A 19580-nucleotide genomic window follows, 5' to 3' on the forward strand; every position below is an offset into this window, starting at 1 on the left:
GAATAAGAATTGTGATACTCCAAATCAAAAACTAAGTTTTACCTACTAACAATTATAATGGAATATTACCATGTTTTTTAGGTGCCCGAGCTTCACGTTTGCTTGCAAGCATAGCGAGTGCATTGATTACTGCTGGGCGAGTAGCTTTTGGTTCGATAACAGCATCAACGAAACCACGTTCTGCTGCTTTGTATGGTGTAGCAAATTCTTCTACATATTTTGCAGTTTTTTCATCTTTATCTTCGTCTTTTTTGAAGATGATGTTAGCAGCCCCTGCTGGGCCCATTACTGCGATTTCAGAAGTTGGCCATGCATATACTTGGTCAGCACCGAGGTCTTGAGAACACATAGCGAGATAAGAACCACCGTATGCTTTACGAGTAATAACCGTAATCTTAGGCACTGTTGCTTCAGAGTACGCATATAGCATTTTAGCACCATGACGAATGATGCCGCCCCATTCTTGGTTAGTACCAGGCAAGAAGCCAGGAACGTCAACAAAGTTAACGATTGGGATATTGAATGCATCACAGAAACGGATAAAACGGGATGATTTATCGGATGCATTAATATCAAGACAACCAGCCATAACTTTTGGTTGGTTAGCAATAATACCAACGCTTTGACCATCAAAACGTGCGAAGCAAGTGATGATGTTTGTTGCATAGAATGGTTGTACTTCATAGTATTCACCATTATCTACAACAGCAGCGATAACTTCTAACATGTCATAAGGCATGTTGCTGTTATCTGGTAATAAAGTATTAAGCTGATCTGCTTCACGAGCAGGGTCATCACCAGTGTCAACAAGAGGAACATCTTCCATGTTGTTGCTTGGTAAGAAGCTTAATAAGTAACGAATTTGTTGCAAGCAATCATCTTCGTCTTCAGCAGCAAAGTGAGCTACACCAGATACACTGTTGTGAGCCATTGCACCACCAAGAGCTTCAGCTGTAACATCTTCTGCTGTTACAGATTTGATTACTGCAGGACCAGTAATGAACATCTGGGAAGTATTTTTTACCATGTAGATAAAGTCTGTTAATGCAGGGGAATAAACTGCACCACCAGCACAAGGTCCCATGATAACAGAAATCTGAGGAATTACACCAGAAGCATTGGTATTTTCAAAGAAGATTTTACCATAGCCTGCTAATGCATCAACAGCTTCCTGAATACGAGCCCCGCCGGAATCATTGATACCGATGATAGGAGCACCCATTTTCATTGCTAGGCGTTGTACTTTTACGATTTTTGCAGCGTGCATTTCACCAAGGGAACCACCTTCTACAGTGAAGTCCTGAGCGAATGCATACACTAAACGGCCATCGATAGTACCAAAACCAGTTACTACACCTTCACCAGGAAGTTCTTTTTTATCCTGGCCGAAGTTTACACAACGATGTTTAACAAATTGATCTAATTCAACGAAACTATTTTCGTCAAATAACTTAGCGATACGTTCGCGAGCTGTCATTTTGCCTTTGCTATGTTGCGAAGCAATACGTTTTTCGCCACCGCCGAGTTTTACAACTTCTAACTTCTTGTGTAACAACTCAATCTTTTCTTGGACTGTTGCCATTACTACACCTCCATAAAGTTTTTATATAAATTAATTATATATCTTATATTACTTCATTCTCTGACAAAGTTCAAGAAGAACACCGCCAGTTGCTTTAGGATGAATGAAAGCAATAGCAGATCCGCCAGCACCGTAACGAGGTTTTTCGTCGATCATGCGAATGCCTTTAGCCATTAAATCAGCAATTGCGTTTTCAATGTTATCTACACGAAGTGCAACGTGTTGAATACCATTACGGCCGCCATTTTTTTCAATGAATTTGCCGATAGGACCATCTGGAGTTGTAGATTCTAAGAATTCTAATTCAGCATCGCCACATGGGAAGAAGCTTACTTTTACTTTTTGTTCTTCAACAATTTCATCTTCAGGAAGATGTTCCATACCTAGTGCATTTTTGTAAAATTCTTTTGTAGATGCTAAATCAGTAACACCAATACCGATGTGATCAACATTTAATACTTTGAATGCCATAATAAAAATCTCCTTTTTTTCAACTGATAGGCCATTACGCTCTTAATCAATTAAATTTTTAATACATCGCCCAATACTTTATTCACCACTGTATATGGATCATTTTCACGCTGATTAACAGCGTTTACTTGGGCTGTAAAGTCGTCACTAGCAACAACGACATCAGCTACACGTCGGCCGATTTGTTCATTAATCATCGCTATAATTTCATCACGAGTTCTGTCTTTACGACGAACAGCTAATTCTTCGCTATCTTCAAGGAACTCAAAATGTTCATCTAAAGCTTCTACTAATTCATCAACACCAACGTCTTTACTTGCGATAGTTCGTTTAATTGGAGGACGCCATTGTAACTCACGAGAGTCTAAATCTAGCATCATTTCAATTTCTACGTTTAACTTATCGCAGCCATCACGGTCAGCTTTATTAATTGCGAATACATCGCCAATTTCTAAAATACCAGCCTTAATAGCCTGAATATCATCACCAAGACCAGGAACGAGTACAACTAAAGTGCTATCTGCATTTTTTACAATATCAACTTCAGATTGCCCTACCCCTACAGTCTCAATAATAACTAAATCCATGCCAAATGCATCCATCAATTTGACAACATCAGAGGTTTTCTTAGATAAACCACCTAAGCTGCCACGAGTACCCATACTACGAATAAATACATTTTCATTAAGAGTTAAGTCATTCATTCGAATACGGTCACCCAAGATGGCACCACCTGAAAACGGACTGGTCGGATCCACCGCAACGATACCGATTTTTTTACCTTGCTGTAAATATTGTTTAACAACTTTATCAGTCAAGGTACTTTTACCAGCACCAGGGGCACCAGTAATCCCTAAAATACGAGCTCGGCCCGTTTTAGGATAAATCGCTCTCATAATGTCAATTGCGTTATCATATTCGCTTTCGACTGCAGTTATGGCTCGCGCCAAGGCCAGTCGGGAACCATTTAAAAGTTCTTGGACTAAATCCATGGGGTTCACCGCCTTCTTAGTATAGTGGCAGGCTCAGACTTTAGATAATCCGAGCCTGCTCCTAAAAGTTATTATTTTACGTTAGCTTTAATAAATTCTACAACATCGCCTGTTGGAGTGCCTGGTGTAAATACAGCTGCTACGCCAGCTTCTTTAAGGCCTGGGATATCAGCATCAGGAATTACGCCGCCGCCAACAACAAGTACGTCGCCCATACCTTTTTCTTTTAACATGTTAACAATTTTAGGGAACAATGTATTGTGAGCGCCAGAGAGAAGGCTTAATGCAACTACATTAACGTCTTCAGACAAAGCAGCTTCAACAATTTGTTCTGGAGTCTGACGAAGACCAGTATAAATTACTTCAAAACCTGCATCGCGAAGTGCGCGAGCTACTACTTTGGCACCACGGTCATGACCATCAAGACCTGGTTTTGCTACTAATACACGAATACGTTTTTCTGCCATGATATATTACCTCCGAACTAATCGTTACGCTATCTTATCTTTATCTAGAAATTATAACGTGGAATGAGCTTGGTATTCACCAAATACTTCACGTAATACGTTACAAATTTCACCCAATGTTGCATAAGTACGAACTGCATCAAGAATTAATGGCATAAGGTTAACATTTTCATCTTGTGCCCCTTCTTTAAGTGCTGCCAATGCTTTTTCTACTGCAGCGTTATCGCGTTCTTCGCGAACTTTCTGAGTTTTCTTAGCTTGGTTAACACCTACGGAAGCATCTACACGAAGAAGACCTTCAACTGGTTTTTCTTCAACCTGGAATTTGTTAACCCCTACGATTGTACGGAGACCAGATTCAACTTCCATCTGCCATTTGTATGCAGATTCTTGAATTTCTTTCTGAATGTAACCTTTTTCAATAGCTACTACAGCGCCGCCCATTTCGTCGATTTTGCGAATGTATTCAGCAGCTTCATCATAAATAGCATTAGTCATAGCTTCTACATAGTAGGAACCGCCCAATGGGTCGATTACGTCAGCTAAACCGGATTCGTAAGCAACGATTTGTTGTGTACGAAGAGCAACCTGTACGGAAGCTTCTGTAGGAAGTGCTAACGCTTCGTCACGGGAGTTAGTATGTAAGGACTGAGTACCACCCATTACAGCAGCAGCAGTTTGCAATGCTACACGAACGATGTTGTTGTCAACTTGTTGTGCAGTAAGCATGGAACCAGCTGTTTGAGTATGTACACGAAGCATCATGGATTTAGCTTTTTTAGCACCAAAGCGTTCTTTCATGATAGTAGCCCATAAACGACGGGATGCACGGAATTTAGCAACTTCTTCAAGTACGTTGTTGTGAGCGTTCCAGAAGAAGGATAAACGACCTGCGAATGCGTCAACGTCTAAGCCAGCTTTTAAAGCAGCTTCTACGTATGCGATACCGTCAGCAATTGTAAATGCGATTTCCTGAGCAGCTGTGGAACCAGCTTCACGGATATGGTAACCGGAAATGGAGATTGTATTCCATTTTGGTACGTTCTGAGAGCAATATTCGAAAATATTAGTGATCAAACGCATGGATGGTTTTGGAGGGAAAATGTAAGTCCCACGAGCAGCATATTCTTTAAGAATATCGTTCTGGATAGTACCCATCAATGCGGAAGCAGGTACGCCTTGTTTTTCAGCAACTGCAATGTACATAGCAAGAAGTACAGATGCAGGAGCATTGATTGTCATGGAAGTGGAAACTTTACCAAGGTCGATGCCGTCGAAAAGAATTTCCATATCTTTCAAGGAGTCAATAGCTACCCCTACTTTACCAACTTCGCCTTCTGCCATAGCATCGTCGGAGTCATAACCAATCTGAGTTGGTAAGTCGAATGCACAGCTAAGACCAGTTGCACCAGATTCGATAAGGTAACGATAACGTTTGTTGGATTCTTCAGCAGTAGCGAAACCAGCGTACATACGCATTGTCCAGAAACGACCACGGTACATTGTAGGTTGTACACCACGAGTATAAGGGAATTCACCAGGGAACCCTAAATCTCTTTCATAGTCGAAACCTTCAATATCGATTGGAGTATATAAACGGTTGTACTGTAAGTTTTTGCGTTCTGGGAATTTCGCAATTTTTTCATTAACTTCTGCCTCATATTTGGCAAGATTAGCTTTTAGAGCTTCGTTAGCCATAGTTTTCATCATCCTCCTAAAAATACCTTATTTCTTCATGCTTCCTGTGTCTAGGAAACGTTTATGCCAAGAAAGAGCTTCATCAAGCAACATTGGTGTATGGGCGTGCTTAGTTGCCACCAAGGCTCTTTCGAGGTAGTCTTCTAACATTGGTTTATATTCTGGATTAGCACAGTTTTTAATAATCAAACGTGCGCGTTCTTCCGGAGCTAAACCACGGCAATCAGCAATGCCTTGTTCAGTACAGAATATCATTACATCATGTTCTGTATGGTCAATGTGAGAACACATTGGAACAACAGAGCTAATAGCACCATCTTTGGCCACAGAATTTGTACAGAAAATGGAGATATATGCGTTTCTAGCGAAGTCACCAGAACCACCGATACCATTCATCATCTTAGTACCCATAATGTGAGTGGAGTTTACATTACCAAAGATATCAAATTCAATCGCTGTATTCATAGCAATAACACCAAGACGGCGTGCTAATTCAGGACTGTTCGAAATTTCTTGCGGACGAAGAATAATTTTCTTCGAGTACAAATCAACGTTGTCATAAAAACGTTTTAAGCCATCAGGAGAAGGCGATAGAGCGGTCCCTGAGCAAACTTCTACTTTACCAGCATCAATAAGGTCAAACATACCATCTTGAATTACTTCAGTAAAGATAGATAAATTAGTGAATGGGCCTTGAGCTAGACCAGTGATTACTGCATTTGCTACAGAACCTACACCAGATTGTAATGGTAATAAATTCTTAGGCAAACGACCATGTTTAATTTCATTCTGGAAGAATTCAATTAAATGTTGGCTCATTGCTTTAGCATCATCATCGATTGGTGCTAATGGGCGAGTTTTGTCAGTAATGTCACATGGAACAATTGCTACAATTTTTTCAGGATCACAAGGGATGTATGGAGTCCCTACACGGTTGCCAGCACCAGTAATTGGTAATGCTTGGCGATATGGTGGATCCAAAGGTTCGTAGATGTCATGCATACCTACTAGGCTCATAGGTTGAGATACATTGACTTCAACGATAACTTTTTTAGCTTTGTTTACAAATGTTGGTGTATTACCAACGGAAGTGGATGGAATAATACCACCATCTTCACGGATGCATACAGCTTCAACAATTGCTACATCACAGTCGCCATAGAATCCATAGCGAACATTTTGAGCAGTTTGGCTAAGATGCATATCGCTATAACGAACTTTACCAGCGTTAAGAGCTTTACGCATATCCCCATTTGTTTGATATGGGAATCGGCGGCCAATACCATCGACACGAGCAAGTGCACCGTCCGCTTCATCACCTACTGAAGCACCTGTCCATAAGTCGATTTTGAATGGATCGCTTTCCATTCGTTTTGCCAAAGCTAAAGGAACTGCTTTTGGATAACCAGAAGGGGTAAATCCACTGATACCCACATGGTCACCAGGGTTGATCAACAAAGCGGCTTCTTCTGCAGTCTTAATCTTTGCTTGAAGAGCACTACCTTGTACTCGATCCAGGATGTTAATCATCGCTACCATCTCCTTTTTAAAGTTTGAATGACATTAAATTGTACTTCCGCATTCCAACACTTATATATATTCGACAAAAGATTAAAATATCCTCTTTTTTTGTGAATATTTTTTTATTTTTACCAACAATTTACTGTATCGAAAAACTTCTCTTTTATCGACATATTTAGATATTGTCTAGAAAGTTATACTTCAAACTATGGCTAATATTAGAAGAATTATATTCCTTTGTCAACCAATATGCATAAACGGTATTTCATACGCAAAGAAAATAGGTATCATGAATTAATCTCATGATACCTACCTTTTTTCATGTTCATTTGTTAACTTTCACGTTTCGTAAAAGGTTTTCAAATATCTACTTCATCACATTTTAATATATGACTAACTATTTTTCTTATATGTATATAATACGGCCGATGCCCAACCTAAAAGTTGCCAAAAAATAACGGATACTTGGTGACTAAATAAATCATGATCAAATAAGCCACTTATGGTAACCCCTACTACTACGGCACCCATGCCATATTTCACAATATTACTGATTGTCGCTTTAGGTAAGCGTAGGGCATAGGCAGCATGACCATATATAGCACTAAAGTAAAATAGCGCTCCCGGAATCCCTATTTCAGCTAACACATTTAAAAACATGTTATGGGCATGATAAATTATCACGTCAGGCGCCTGTATATAATAGTTGTAATCAGGATATACAAACCAAAAAGCATCCCAACCAATGCCAAGAATTGGATATTCTACAATCATATAAGTCGTACTATCCCACAAAGCCCAACGCAATACAGCCGATGTGTCATTGCCATCAAAGAGTGACCACAGCCTAGAAGCTACTTCACCATGATAGAAAAACAAAATAGCAGGAATAGCCAATAAACTCAATAATAATCGCCGATCTATTACAATCCCCCAATATACCACAACACAGGCAAAACTAATCCAAATAGCCCGCGAATAGGTTAAAGTCATACATATGAGGAAAAATAAAGCTAAGGGCACCATCCAAGCCAATAAGCGCCACCGTTTTTCTTTTAAACCTTGAAAAATACCAGTTCCCGCTATGGATAACACGATTAATAGGTACTCACCAAATAGATTTGGATTTTGCAAAGTACCAAACATACGACGTTTCAAAAGAGGAAAATGCTTGGCATCAACCCACTCTTGCAACAAATCCATAGACATGGTCATATACTGATATACCGCCACAAGGCAAACAATAAAGGCTGACCATACAAAAATACGCAAGAACGTCCGCCATTGCTCTGGCTCGCGCAAATAGCGATAAGTAAGGAAATAAATGGCCCCATACATCCCTACATTATATAGCCAACTATAAAAGGTAAACTCAGGTCGACTAGAGGCTAAGGACGAGAGTAAACTCCACCCCATAAACCCCAAAACGCACCACTGTAACCAAGAGGCCGGTTTAGATAAAGGCCGATATTTTACGGTATCCCAAATGCTAAGCACTAGCGCTAAGACAACTAAAATATCACCTAAGAGCGGATGTAACGGCATTACTAAAATAATGGCATATAAGAGCCTTGTAATATACTGTTTTAAATCGTGACCTCTACTGAGGCTAATCGCTTCAGGCATATTATAACACCCTTACTGAGCGGCTAACCATTGCTCAGCTTCCCCTAAAATATACAAGGAACCAGCTACTACAATAATATCCCCAGATTTTGTAGTTTTCATAGCTTGGTCTAACCCAGCTGTCACTGAGCTAGCCGTTGTAACGGCACTGCTAATATAACTCGCTAATTCTTCTGGCGTGCAAGACCGTGGTGTTGGGGCTGGCACAGCAATTACTGTATCCTTTGGCGCCACCAATTCATCCACAACGGCTTGTACTTCTTTATCTGCTAAAACGGCTAATACCATCGTCTTTGGTGTATCTTTAAATAATTCTTTATAGGTCAACTGAAACGCTTCAGCTCCATTCGCATTATGGGCTCCATCAAAGATAAAAATACGGTCCAAACGTTTTACAATCTCAAAACGACCAGCCCATTTAGCCCGAGCTAAGCCTTCGCGCAAAGTTTCTTCACTAATAGACTTGTCTTTTTTCATAAGAACGCGCAAAGCTGCCGTAGCACAGGCTAAATTAACAGCCTGATGAACCCCAGCTAATGTGGTAAAGAGCATATCTTTATGCCCCGCTGTATCCTCTAAGGTAATCATCTGACCTTCTGGCATAGCACTGCGGCTCTTAATTGAAAAGTCTTCGTTAAATACAAATATTGGCGATTTTAATTCCTTAGCCTTTGTACGAATCACTTCTAAAGCACTACTTTGAGCCGCGGTAACAACAGGCACTTTAGGTTTAATAATACCCGCTTTATGAGTAGCAATTTCTTCTACAGTATTACCACAATATGCTTGATGATCAATCGTAACATTGGTAATTACCGATACTTCTGGTACTACCACATTAGTAGAGTCTAATAGACCGCCAAGGCCCACTTCAATAACAGCATAATCTACCCCTTGTTCACGGAAGAATAAGAAAGCCGCTGCCGTCAACACTTCAAATTGCGTTGGAGGCTCTAAACCCTCATCAACCAACTTCGTAACTACCTTAGCAACATTAGCAATTAATTCACCAAATGCCGCTTCGGTAATAGAGCGACCATTAACACAAATCCGTTCTGTATAACTAATCAAATGAGGTGACGTAAAACGACCTACACGGCGACCACTATAAGTTAATACCGAGTCTACCAAAGCCGTTACTGACCCCTTGCCATTAGTTCCTGTAATATGAATTGTTTTATATGCGGTTTCCGGATTGTCCATGGCCTGTAAGAGCGCTTTAATGCGCTCTAAGCCAGGTTTAATTCCAAAGGGTACACAACTATCTAAATAGGCTACTGCCTCTGCATATGTCATGCTGTCCTCCTATAAGGTCTTAAGAAATTCTTCGCGTTCCATTACAGCTTGCTGTTTTTGTTTATATTCAGCTAATTTAGCTTCTTCTTTGGCTACTACATCAGCAGGCGCTTTGGCTACGAAACCAGGATTGCCTAATTTGCCTTCTAAACGAGCAATTTCCTTTTTCAAGGTTTCTTTTTCTTTCGTTAAACGTTCACGTTCTTTCGTTACATCAATTAAATCTTTAAGTAACAAGTATACTTCAAGACCATTAACAACTGTAACAGTGGCATTTTCAGGTTTTGCCTCATCAGCGCCTAATACAGTGACTGTTTCAGCCCAACCAAGGGTTTTAAAGTAATCTTGGTGATGATTTACTACATCCCGTAAACTTTCATCAGTAAGCGCTAAAATTACGGCACTACGTTTACCCATTGGCACATTCATTTCAGCACGCATATTACGAATCCCTTTAATAGCATCCATCATAACGTTCATCTGCGCCGCGCTAGTACTTTGGTCTCCAAATGGTAAAGCACTTGGCCATGGAGCTACTACAATGCTTTCACCTTCATGTGGTAAGTGCTGCCAAATATGCTCAGTAACGAATGGCATAAATGGATGTAACAATTCAAGCATATGACGTAAAATCGTAACCAATAAGTATTGTACTACGGCACGGTCACGGCCGCCTTCTTTATTGTAAAGACGAGGTTTTGCCAATTCGATGAACCAGTCACAATAGCTATTCCAAATAAAATCATATACAGCAGAAGCCGCTTCACCTAATTCAAATTTATCAAGGTTAGCTGTAATAGATGCTACCGCTTTATTATAGGTATCAATAATCCAACGATCGGCTAAAGTCAAGTCTTCTTCTTGTGGCACAAAGTTAGGATCATAATTATCTAAATTCATAAGAACAAATTTAGACGCGTTCCAAATCTTATTAGCGAAGTTGCGATTGGCTTCTACTCGTTCCATATAGAAACGCATATCATTGCCTGGCGTATTACCCGTTACCAAGGTGAAACGCAACGCATCAGCACCGTATTCATTAATTACATCTAATGGATTGATACCATTGCCCAAAGATTTACTCATTTTACGCCCTTGGCTATCACGCACTAGACCATGAATAAATACATGTTTAAATGGAATTTCTTTTTTAAATTCAAGGCCCATAAAAATCATACGAGCTACCCAGAAGAAGATAATATCGTAACCAGTTACTAATACGCTAGTTGGATACCAATGTTCCAATTCCTTAGTTTCTTCAGGCCAGCCCATAGTAGCAAATGGCCACATAGCGGAACTAAACCAAGTATCCAATACATCTTCATCTTGATGTACATGGCCACCACATTTAGGACATACATCAATATCTTCACGAGATACAGTGATTTCACCACAATCGTCACAATACCAAGCAGGAATGCGATGACCCCACCATAATTGACGAGAAATACACCAATCACGAATACCATCAAGCCAGTTTGTATATGTCTTAGTAAAACGTTCTGGGACGAATTCAATGTTTTTATCTTGTACTACTTTAAGTGCTGGTTCTGCAATTGGTCCCATTTTTACAAACCATTGTTTAGACACTAATGGCTCTACAATGGTATTACAACGGGAACAATGACCTACGCTATGATCATGTTCTTCAATCTTAGTTAATAAACCTAACTCTTTTAATTCTGCCACCACTTGCTTACGAGCTGCTTCTCGAGTTAAGCCTTCAAAATGACCAGCTTCACTGTTCATAGTGCCGTCAAGGTTCATAACAATAATCGTCTGTAAATCATGACGTTGACCCATTTCAAAGTCATTAGGATCATGAGCTGGCGTAATTTTTACACAGCCCGTACCAAAGCTAGGATCTACATAATCATCAGCAATAACTGGAATTTCACGATTAACAAATGGCAATAATAAAGTTTTGCCAATAATATCTTTGTAACGATCATCTTCTGGATTAACAGCCACTGCCACGTCACCAAACATGGTTTCAGGACGAGTAGTTGCTACAGTTACATAACGGCCTTCTTCGCCTACTACTGGGCAGTTTACATACCAGAAATGACCAGCTTCATCACTGTGTTCTACTTCAATATCGCTAAGCGCTGTATGACAACTTGGACACCAATTGGTAATGCGTTCCCCTTGGTAGATTAAGCCTTTTTCATATAAACTTACAAATACTTCACGAACCGCACGATAATAGCCTTCGTCTAAGGTAAAGCGCTCACGACTCCAGTCGCAGGATGCGCCTAAGCTACGAATTTGTTTAACGATGGTGCTACCATATTCTTTTTTCCAATCCCATACGCGTTTTACAAATTCTTCACGGCCTAAGTCATAACGACTTTTGCCTTCTTCTTTCATAAGGTTCTGTTCTACTTTTACTTGAGTAGCAATCCCTGCATGGTCAGTACCAGGCATCCAAAGTACATTGTAACCTTGCATGCGTTTGAAGCGAATCAAAATATCTTGCAAGGTATTATCAAGAGCATGACCCATGTGTAATTGCCCCGTTACATTAGGTGGTGGCAATACAATACTATAAGGCTTTTTACTTGTATCTACTTCTTCATGAAAGTACCCTTGTTTTTCCCAGAATTCATACCAATTGTGTTCAATCTCTCCAGGATTGTAAGTCGTTAAATTTTTGAACTCACTCATCTCAAATTCCTCCTACATCGTATATAAAAAAGCCCTCTCGTCCATTAGGACGAAAGGGCTTAACTTCCGCGGTACCACCTAGATTATTGCCATAGCAATCACTCATTACCGTTAACGGGGTTATCCGGACAAAACTACCCATTACTAAGTATATAATCAACTAGCTTCTCCACAGAGATACTTGCTATATGCTCAATAACTTCATCTCGTCAGCTCCAAGGCTACCCTCTTCTATTCACGTACGTTGCTCGCACCTTACCAACGCTCTCTGCTACGCTAGGAGAAGATTTTTCCTCATCAACGCTTGCTCTTTATAAGAGTATATCTATTACTCATAATAACTAAAAAATGAAAGTCTGTCAATTTACTTTTCAAAAGCAACTAGACAGACTTTCACGAAGTGTTCAATTATTTATTTTTCATAGACTTTGTTTATTTTTTCATCACCTTAGCAACCAGCCATAAACTTATTTCATACAACAAAATCATTGGCATAGCAATCATGGTCTGTGAAAACATGTCCGGTGTCGGCGAAATCAAACCACCTATAACAAAGGACAAAAATATAAATAGCTTCCGCTTTGATCGCAAGAAGGCCGAGGTAATCAAATTTAACTTTGCCATAATAATCATGACAATAGGCAATTCAAAAATCAAGCCAAAAGGCAATACAAAGGCAATCACAAAGTCTATATATTGACCAATCGAAAACAAAGGTTGTAACTCATCGGTAGCAAAGCCGATAAAAAACTGAATTGCTACGGGCAATACTAAGGCATAGGAAAATAAAATTCCTATAATAAATAAAATAATAGCAAAAGGTAAAAACCAATTCGTTAATTGTTTTTCCTGTCTAGTTAAGGCAGGAATAATAAAGGCCCATACCTCGTATAGCCAAATTGGTGATGCCGCAATAATCCCCGCTACGAAGGCTACTTTCATATAGGTAAAGAAGGCTTCCGTAGGGCGCATATAATAGAGCTTCCCCGCCGGAGCAATAATAATGCTCAATAAATCGTCTACATAATAATAGGCTACACAAAAGCCCACCAAAATAGCGATAGCAGAAATAATAATTCGCTTCCTAAGTTCACCTAAATGTCCGACTAAAGACATATCTTTATTTTCGGCCATAAGCTGAGCTTCCAAAGGGGTATACTGTGGCTCCAGCGTTTCTAAATCTACATTAGCTATCTCTTCACTAGCTGCAGTTGGTTCCACGATTTCACCACGACGAATTCGCTCTGCTGCTTTTAGGCGTTCCTTTTGCGCCAACACACTATTCAAGGAAGGCTTTCGTTTCGGGTCATTAAATTCTCGTACCTGAAACGATTCCATAATTTACACCTTTCTATGAGCCAACGAATCTAATACTTCATATAATACTGATTTGCCAGCAAAGTCTGGTAGAGCCTCTAAGGCCGAATGAGCTTGCTCACGATAAGACGCTTCTAATTCTTCCGCTTTAGTCACGCCCCCTTGAGTCGTTACATACGCAAGAAGTTCATCTACACTTTGCCCCTTCGCAATCGCTTGTACAGCTTCAGTAATATATTGTTCATTCTCTTTCGTTACGATAGACAATAAAGGATAAGTAATCAATCCTTCCCGCAAGTCTTTACCAACTGGCTTTCCAGTTGTTTCAGAAGTAGCGCTGTAGTCCATAATATCATCAGTAATCTGGAAGGCCATACCTAGACCATGACCATATTGCTTTAATAAAGCAGTCTGCTCTTTGGTCCAATCTCCTAAGATACCACCCAACTCTAAACAAGCTTCAATAAAATCAGCTGTTTTCTTCTGAGTTTTAGTTAAATACCGCTCAATGCCTTGATTAATGCAACATACATCTTCCATTTGCATAAATTCCCCTTCTACAAGGGCTGAAATGATAAAGGAAAACACGCGTAAACATTCAACAGACTCAATTTGAGCGACTACATCAAAGGCTTTAGCAAATAAGTAGTCACCGCTTAAAATAGCTACTTTATTACCTTTAGTACAGTGAATGGCAGGCGCACCGCGACGCACGGCGGCCTGATCCAATACATCATCATGAATTAAAGTTGCTAAATGCAACATTTCCACAGCAGCGGCAATAGGAATGCGCTTTGCTTCAGGTGCATTGCCAGCACCAGCAATAAGCAAACATAAGCGAGCGCGCAAACGCTTGCCACCAGCGGCTGATATGGGGCGAATCAATTGATTAAAATCTTCTGAGCCCGTTTGTAAGGAATCAGCTAAATACGCTTCTACCTTAATGAGGTCAGCTTTTACTTGTTCAATTAACGCCATCTCTCTCATCAAACTCATTCTTCGCCCCCTACAATCACTTGATTAATACGGCTTAGCAACAGCTCACGCCCTGTATGCTTTAAAGAGCTATAAGGAATAGCTGGCGTTTCACAAGGAAAATTCTCCTTAATAAAACGTAAATTCTGCTGCCGTTCTTTACTGTTTAATTTATCAATTTTAGTCACTACAATCTGCAATGGCACACCTGCTTGGCGCAACCAATTAAAAGCTTCTTGGTCAATCGGTAGCTCCGGATGACGTCCATCTACCAATAGGCAGAGCAACATTAAACGCTCTGAATTTAAAATATAATCAGCAATAAAGGAAGACCAAATATTGCGATTACTTTTATCCGTTTTAGCATAACCATAGCCTGGTAAATCCACTAAAAACCATTCATAACGACGTTCTTCGGTTTCACTAATATCCTCTTTCGAGGTAATCGTAAAAAAGTTAATCGTCTTAGTTTTACCTGGTTGACCACTAACTAAAGCCAAGCCACGATGATTGCATAGGGAGTTAATAAGAGAAGATTTCCCTACATTAGAGCGTCCCAAAAAAGCAACTTCTACAGTATCCCCTTCAGGATATTGGTCCGGGCGCACAGCCGATGCCACATAGTTAGAGGCAATAATGCGAGGCCCTTTTGCTTCTTTGCGTGTATATACAGGTTGTGGTTTTTTAATCGATTTCTTCTTCTGTTTCATCATTTCACAAATGCTCTTGCTAACACTTCATCCATTGTTTTAACTGGGGTAATTGTTAAGCCTTCAATTACAGAAGTTGGCATTTCTTCAAGGTCTTTAATATTACCATGAGGAATTAACACTTCTTTAATACCATAGCGCAAGGCTGCCAACAACTTTTCTTTCAAGCCACCAATTGGTAACACACGGCCACGCAAGGTAATTTCACCAGTCATAGCCAAATCGGAACGAACTTTGCGTCCTGTTAATGCAGATACAATAGCCAAAGTCATGGTAATACCAGCTGACGGGCCATCTTTAGGCGTAGCCCCTTCTGGTAAATGCACATGTAAATCCATTGTTTTATGGAAGTCTTCTGGAATTTTTAACGCCTTAGCATTATGACGAATGTACGATAAAGCCGCTTGACCAGATTCTTGCATTACTTTACCTAAGCTACCAGTTAAGGATAATTTACCTGTTCCCACCATAGTCGTCGCTTCACAAGGCAATACTACCCCGCCCACAGACGTCCAAGCAAGACCACATACAAGACCTACTTGTGCTGTTTTTTCACGCTCTTGCTCTAAATAAATAGGTGCGCCTAAATAATGAGACAAGTTTTTAACGGTTACTTTTGGTGCAGCTCCTGAACCATCAATAATTTCAAAAGCCAATTTGCGGAATACTTTAGCAATGGTTTTCTCTAAACGACGCACACCGGCTTCACGAGTATACTCACTGATAATCTTACGCAAAACAGCATCTGATAATTTAACGGAATGGCCAGTTAAACCATTTTTCTTAATCTGTTTTGGCACTAAATAACGCTTAGCAATTTCTAATTTTTCATCTTCCATGTAGCTTGTAAGTTCAATTACTTCCATACGGTCCATCAATGGAGCCGGAATATTACCAGGTACATTGGCCGTTGTAATCCAGAATACATCGGAGAAATCAAATGGAATTTCAATAAAATGATCACTAAACGTAGAGTTCTGTTCTGGATCAAGTACTTCTAATAAAGCAGACGATGGATCCCCTTTATAATCAGAGGCTAATTTATCTATTTCATCCAACAAGAATACAGGATTACGAATACCTGCATTCTTAAGGCCCTGAATCATACGACCAGGCAAAGCACCAATATAGGTACGACGATGACCACGAATCTCAGCTTCATCACGCACACCACCTAAGGATGCACGGATAAATTTACGATTCATAGCTTTTGCAATAGACGTTGCCAACGAGGTTTTACCAACCCCTGGCGGGCCTACTAAACAAAGAATAGAACCACTCTGCGCATTGGATAATTTACGAACGGCTAAGAATTCTAAAATGCGTTCTTTTACTTTCTTCAAGCCATAGTGATCTTCATCAAGAATTTTAGCTGCTTCGCTAATATCAAGACGGTCTTCACTTTCTTTATCCCATGGTAAGGACAAGACCCAATCTAAATAATTACGCAAAATATTAGCTTCAGGCATCATAGCTGGCATACGGCTATAACGGCTGATTTCTTTTTCAATGCGTTCACGCACTTCATCAGACACCTTCAACTTTTTAAGTTGTTCACGTAATTCTTCTGCTTCTTCGTCAGGATCCGACTTATCTCCTAATTCACTGTGAATAACACGGATTTTCTCACGCAAGAAGTATTCTTTCTGGGCTTTTTCCATTTGTTGACGCACTTGACTATTAATGGAATTTTCTAAATCAGAAATTTGTAATTCCATATTTAAAGCGCCCACTACCATATTTAAACGACGTAACACATTAAGTTCACTTAAGAAACTCTGGCGTGTTACTAATTCAGTTTGTAAAAACTGTACAATTTGGTCCGCTGTTTCCGATGCATCACTGCGATCTAACACACGGCGGACTTCATCTTCAGATACCATCTTAGTTTCTTCAGCCCATTTTACAAAATTAGACTGTGCTAAGCGGCGATACGCTTCAATTTCTACTTGATCATCATATTGTGATACCAAGGTTTCCATAGTAGCACGATAATAAGTACCAGTTTCATCGACAGTTACCACTTTAGCACGGGTAATCCCTTCTACTAAAATACGAACTAAACCACCTGGTAAACGAAGCATTTGTTTAATTTTAACAATCGTCCCCACTTCTGCAATATCTTGCTGGGTTGGATTTTCCACTTCATCATCTAATTGCGCAGATACAGCCAATAAGCGTTCATTAGCCATAGCTTCTTCAACGGCGCGAATTGATTTATCACGACCAATATCGAGTCGTACTTCAACTTTAGGAAATACTACCATGCCCCGCAGTGGCACTAAGGGCAACGAAAAATTCGTTTCACTCATATAGGCTCCTTTTCAAGTTTATATTTATAAAAAGAAACTCATTCCCATGGAAATGAGTTTCTTAGACTTACAATTAATTCTTACCTGTTACGGTAGACTCATTCTTGAGTATCGGTTCTGCTGTGCCTTTCACAGCATCACTTGTAATAATGCAGTCAGTAACCCCTTCCTGTGACGGAATATCATACATAACCTGCTTCATTACCTTTTCAATGATGGATCGCAATCCACGAGCTCCCGTATTTCGTTTCATAGCTTCAGATGCTATTTCCTCTAATGCTTCTTTCTCAAATGTCAATGTTACATCCTCTAAGGATAACATTTTCTCATATTGTTTTGTTAATGCATTACGAGGTTCTGTTAAAATGCGAATTAACCCTTCCTTATCCAATGGATCTAAGGTTACCATAACTGGCAAACGACCAATGAATTCAGGAATGAGGCCAAATTTTTGTAAATCTTCAGGCACAACTTCCTTCAAAATAGCAGACACATCTTTTTCTTCTTGCTTTTGAATATCAGCCCCAAAGCCTAACGTTTTCTTCGCTGTACGCTTAGAAATCACTTTTTCTAGGCCGTCAAAGGCACCGCCACAAATAAACAAAATATTGGTTGTATCAATTTGAATTAATTCTTGGTGTGGGTGTTTACGCCCCCCTTGAGGCGGTACTGATGCTACAGTGCCTTCTAAAATTTTAAGCAAGGCCTGTTGCACCCCTTCACCAGATACATCGCGCGTAATTGACGGATTTTCCGATTTACGGGCAATCTTATCAATTTCGTCAATGTACACAATACCACGCTCCGCCTTTGTTACATCATAGTCTGCCGCTTGAATTAATTTGAGCAAAATGTTTTCCACATCTTCCCCTACATAACCAGCCTCTGTCAAACTAGTAGCATCAGCAATAGCAAATGGTACTTCTAACATTTTAGCCAAGGTTTGTGCCAGTAATGTCTTACCACTACCGGTAGGACCAATAAATAATACATTCGCTTTCTGTAATTCAACATCATCGACTGTATTATTCACCTGTAAACGCTTGTAATGATTATATACCGCAACGGCCAAGGAGACTTTCGCCTCCTCTTGACCGATTACGTATTCATCTAAATATTCTTTAATTTCGTGAGGCGTAGGTACATGTTTTAAAGCAAAACCCACTTCATCACTTTGACCGAGTTCCTCATCAATAATATTCTGACAAACTTCTACGCATTCATCACAAATATATACATTAGGACCTGCCACTAGCTTGCGAACTTCCTCACCGGTGCGTCCACAAAAACTACAACGCAACGTTTCTTTTTCGTCTTTCTTCAAGCTTAGTCCTCCTAATTATTTACTAGTTACTACTGGTCTAGTCAATACCTCATCAATTAAACCATAGGTAACAGCATCTTGCGCACTCATAAAGTTGTCACGATCTGTATCGCGAGCAATAACGTCAATTGGTTGACCACTATGAGAAGCAAGTAAGCCATTTAATTCTTCACGCATGCGCAAAATTTCACGTGCATGAATTTCAATTTCAGAAGCCTGCCCTTGAACGCCACCTAATGGTTGGTGAATCATAACTCGTGCATGAGGTAACGCATAGCGTTTCCCTTTAGCCCCTGCAGTAAGAAGCACAGCGCCCATACTAGCAGCGGAACCTACACAAATAGTCGACACATCAGGCTTAATATATTGCATTGTGTCATAAATAGCCATCCCAGCGGTTACTACCCCACCAGGACTATTAATGTACAAATGAATATCTTTGTCTGGATCTTCAGCTTCTAAGAATAGTAATTGTGCAATAACAAGGTTTGCCACATCATCATTAATAGGGCCACCTAAAAAGACAATTCTATCTTTTAATAAACGAGAGTAAATATCATACGAACGCTCTCCGCGTCCACTTTGCTCTACTACTACTGGTACATACATAAACTACACCTCA

The 19580-nt window shown here is 39.9% G+C and carries 15 protein-coding genes and 1 other annotated feature; all 15 genes read right to left on the reverse strand.

The annotated features are described in order from the left end of the window. Positions 1 to 52: 52 nt before the first annotated feature. A complete protein-coding gene (mmdA, locus tag NFR44_RS03680; protein ID WP_251441286.1) occupies positions 53 to 1582 on the reverse strand; it encodes a methylmalonyl-CoA decarboxylase subunit alpha in 1530 nt (509 codons plus the stop codon). A gap of 48 nt (positions 1583 to 1630) precedes the next feature. After that, on the reverse strand, positions 1631 to 2053 hold the full coding sequence (gene mce / locus NFR44_RS03685; protein ID WP_251441288.1) for a methylmalonyl-CoA epimerase: 423 nt from the start codon (positions 2051 to 2053) through the stop codon (positions 1631 to 1633). Between the two features lie 50 nt (positions 2054 to 2103). Continuing rightward, on the reverse strand, positions 2104 to 3045 hold the full coding sequence (meaB, locus tag NFR44_RS03690; RefSeq protein ID WP_251441290.1) for a methylmalonyl Co-A mutase-associated GTPase MeaB: 942 nt from the start codon (positions 3043 to 3045) through the stop codon (positions 2104 to 2106). A gap of 71 nt (positions 3046 to 3116) precedes the next feature. Further along, positions 3117 to 3512, reverse strand: a complete 396-nt coding sequence (locus NFR44_RS03695) for a cobalamin B12-binding domain-containing protein (RefSeq protein ID WP_251441292.1) — start codon at positions 3510 to 3512, stop codon at positions 3117 to 3119. 51 nt (positions 3513 to 3563) lie between these two features. Next, on the reverse strand, positions 3564 to 5210 hold the full coding sequence (locus NFR44_RS03700; protein WP_251441373.1) for an acyl-CoA mutase large subunit family protein: 1647 nt from the start codon (positions 5208 to 5210) through the stop codon (positions 3564 to 3566). A 27-nt stretch (positions 5211 to 5237) separates the two neighbouring features. Then, positions 5238 to 6740, reverse strand: coding sequence for a succinyl-CoA:acetate CoA-transferase ScpC (scpC, locus tag NFR44_RS03705; protein WP_251441295.1), 1503 nt, complete (start codon positions 6738 to 6740; stop codon positions 5238 to 5240). A gap of 384 nt (positions 6741 to 7124) precedes the next feature. Continuing rightward, positions 7125 to 8357, reverse strand: a complete 1233-nt coding sequence (locus NFR44_RS03710; RefSeq protein ID WP_251441296.1) for an O-antigen ligase family protein — start codon at positions 8355 to 8357, stop codon at positions 7125 to 7127. Between the two features lie 12 nt (positions 8358 to 8369). Further along, positions 8370 to 9653, reverse strand: a complete 1284-nt coding sequence (locus NFR44_RS03715; protein ID WP_251441298.1) for a bifunctional folylpolyglutamate synthase/dihydrofolate synthase — start codon at positions 9651 to 9653, stop codon at positions 8370 to 8372. A gap of 9 nt (positions 9654 to 9662) precedes the next feature. Beyond that, positions 9663 to 12320 carry a valine--tRNA ligase gene (locus NFR44_RS03720; RefSeq protein WP_251441300.1) on the reverse strand — a complete coding sequence of 886 codons (2658 nt, stop codon included), beginning with the start codon at positions 12318 to 12320 and terminating at the stop codon, positions 9663 to 9665. A gap of 42 nt (positions 12321 to 12362) precedes the next feature. Continuing rightward, positions 12363 to 12630 (reverse strand) — a binding site (T-box leader). 122 nt (positions 12631 to 12752) lie between these two features. Beyond that, complete coding sequence (tatC, locus tag NFR44_RS03725) at positions 12753 to 13658, reverse strand: twin-arginine translocase subunit TatC (RefSeq protein WP_251441302.1); 906 nt, start codon at positions 13656 to 13658, stop codon at positions 12753 to 12755. A gap of 3 nt (positions 13659 to 13661) precedes the next feature. Beyond that, the gene (locus NFR44_RS03730) at positions 13662 to 14633 is read right to left on the reverse strand and encodes a polyprenyl synthetase family protein (RefSeq protein WP_251441304.1); all 972 of its coding nucleotides are present in this window, start codon (positions 14631 to 14633) and stop codon (positions 13662 to 13664) included. Then, a complete protein-coding gene (yihA, locus tag NFR44_RS03735; protein ID WP_251441374.1) occupies positions 14630 to 15322 on the reverse strand; it encodes a ribosome biogenesis GTP-binding protein YihA/YsxC in 693 nt (230 codons plus the stop codon). Before yihA ends, NFR44_RS03730 begins: the two co-directional genes overlap by 4 nt. Further along, a complete protein-coding gene (lon, locus tag NFR44_RS03740) occupies positions 15322 to 17634 on the reverse strand; it encodes an endopeptidase La (protein WP_251441306.1) in 2313 nt (770 codons plus the stop codon). The genes yihA and lon overlap by 1 nt, the downstream gene beginning before the upstream one ends. Positions 17635 to 17707: 73 nt before the next feature. After that, the gene (gene clpX, locus NFR44_RS03745; protein ID WP_251441308.1) at positions 17708 to 18958 is read right to left on the reverse strand and encodes an ATP-dependent Clp protease ATP-binding subunit ClpX; all 1251 of its coding nucleotides are present in this window, start codon (positions 18956 to 18958) and stop codon (positions 17708 to 17710) included. Positions 18959 to 18973: 15 nt separating this feature from the next. Continuing rightward, positions 18974 to 19567 carry an ATP-dependent Clp endopeptidase proteolytic subunit ClpP gene (gene clpP, locus NFR44_RS03750; protein ID WP_115310982.1) on the reverse strand — a complete coding sequence of 198 codons (594 nt, stop codon included), beginning with the start codon at positions 19565 to 19567 and terminating at the stop codon, positions 18974 to 18976. Positions 19568 to 19580 lie beyond the last annotated feature (13 nt).

Origin of the sequence: Veillonella intestinalis, assembly GCF_943193155.1 — a bacterium.
Classification (GTDB): Bacteria; Bacillota; Negativicutes; order Veillonellales; family Veillonellaceae; genus Veillonella_A; species Veillonella_A intestinalis.

What these genes read in the sequence shown, in the direction of transcription:
- mmdA (WP_251441286.1), bottom strand. Translation starts at nt 1,582, where the DNA reads ATGGCAACAGTCCAAGAAAAGATTGAGTTGTTACACAAGAAGTTAGAA.
- mce (WP_251441288.1), bottom strand. Translation starts at nt 2,053, where the DNA reads ATGGCATTCAAAGTATTAAATGTTGATCACATCGGTATTGGTGTTACT.
- meaB (WP_251441290.1), bottom strand. Translation starts at nt 3,045, where the DNA reads ATGGATTTAGTCCAAGAACTTTTAAATGGTTCCCGACTGGCCTTGGCG.
- NFR44_RS03695 (WP_251441292.1), bottom strand. Translation starts at nt 3,512, where the DNA reads ATGGCAGAAAAACGTATTCGTGTATTAGTAGCAAAACCAGGTCTTGAT.
- NFR44_RS03700 (WP_251441373.1), bottom strand. Translation starts at nt 5,210, where the DNA reads ATGGCTAACGAAGCTCTAAAAGCTAATCTTGCCAAATATGAGGCAGAA.
- scpC (WP_251441295.1), bottom strand. Translation starts at nt 6,740, where the DNA reads ATGATTAACATCCTGGATCGAGTACAAGGTAGTGCTCTTCAAGCAAAG.
- NFR44_RS03710 (WP_251441296.1), bottom strand. Translation starts at nt 8,357, where the DNA reads ATGCCTGAAGCGATTAGCCTCAGTAGAGGTCACGATTTAAAACAGTAT.
- NFR44_RS03715 (WP_251441298.1), bottom strand. Translation starts at nt 9,653, where the DNA reads ATGACATATGCAGAGGCAGTAGCCTATTTAGATAGTTGTGTACCCTTT.
- NFR44_RS03720 (WP_251441300.1), bottom strand. Translation starts at nt 12,320, where the DNA reads ATGAGTGAGTTCAAAAATTTAACGACTTACAATCCTGGAGAGATTGAA.
- tatC (WP_251441302.1), bottom strand. Translation starts at nt 13,658, where the DNA reads ATGGAATCGTTTCAGGTACGAGAATTTAATGACCCGAAACGAAAGCCT.
- NFR44_RS03730 (WP_251441304.1), bottom strand. Translation starts at nt 14,633, where the DNA reads ATGAGTTTGATGAGAGAGATGGCGTTAATTGAACAAGTAAAAGCTGAC.
- yihA (WP_251441374.1), bottom strand. Translation starts at nt 15,322, where the DNA reads ATGAAACAGAAGAAGAAATCGATTAAAAAACCACAACCTGTATATACA.
- lon (WP_251441306.1), bottom strand. Translation starts at nt 17,634, where the DNA reads ATGAGTGAAACGAATTTTTCGTTGCCCTTAGTGCCACTGCGGGGCATG.
- clpP (WP_115310982.1), bottom strand. Translation starts at nt 19,567, where the DNA reads ATGTATGTACCAGTAGTAGTAGAGCAAAGTGGACGCGGAGAGCGTTCG.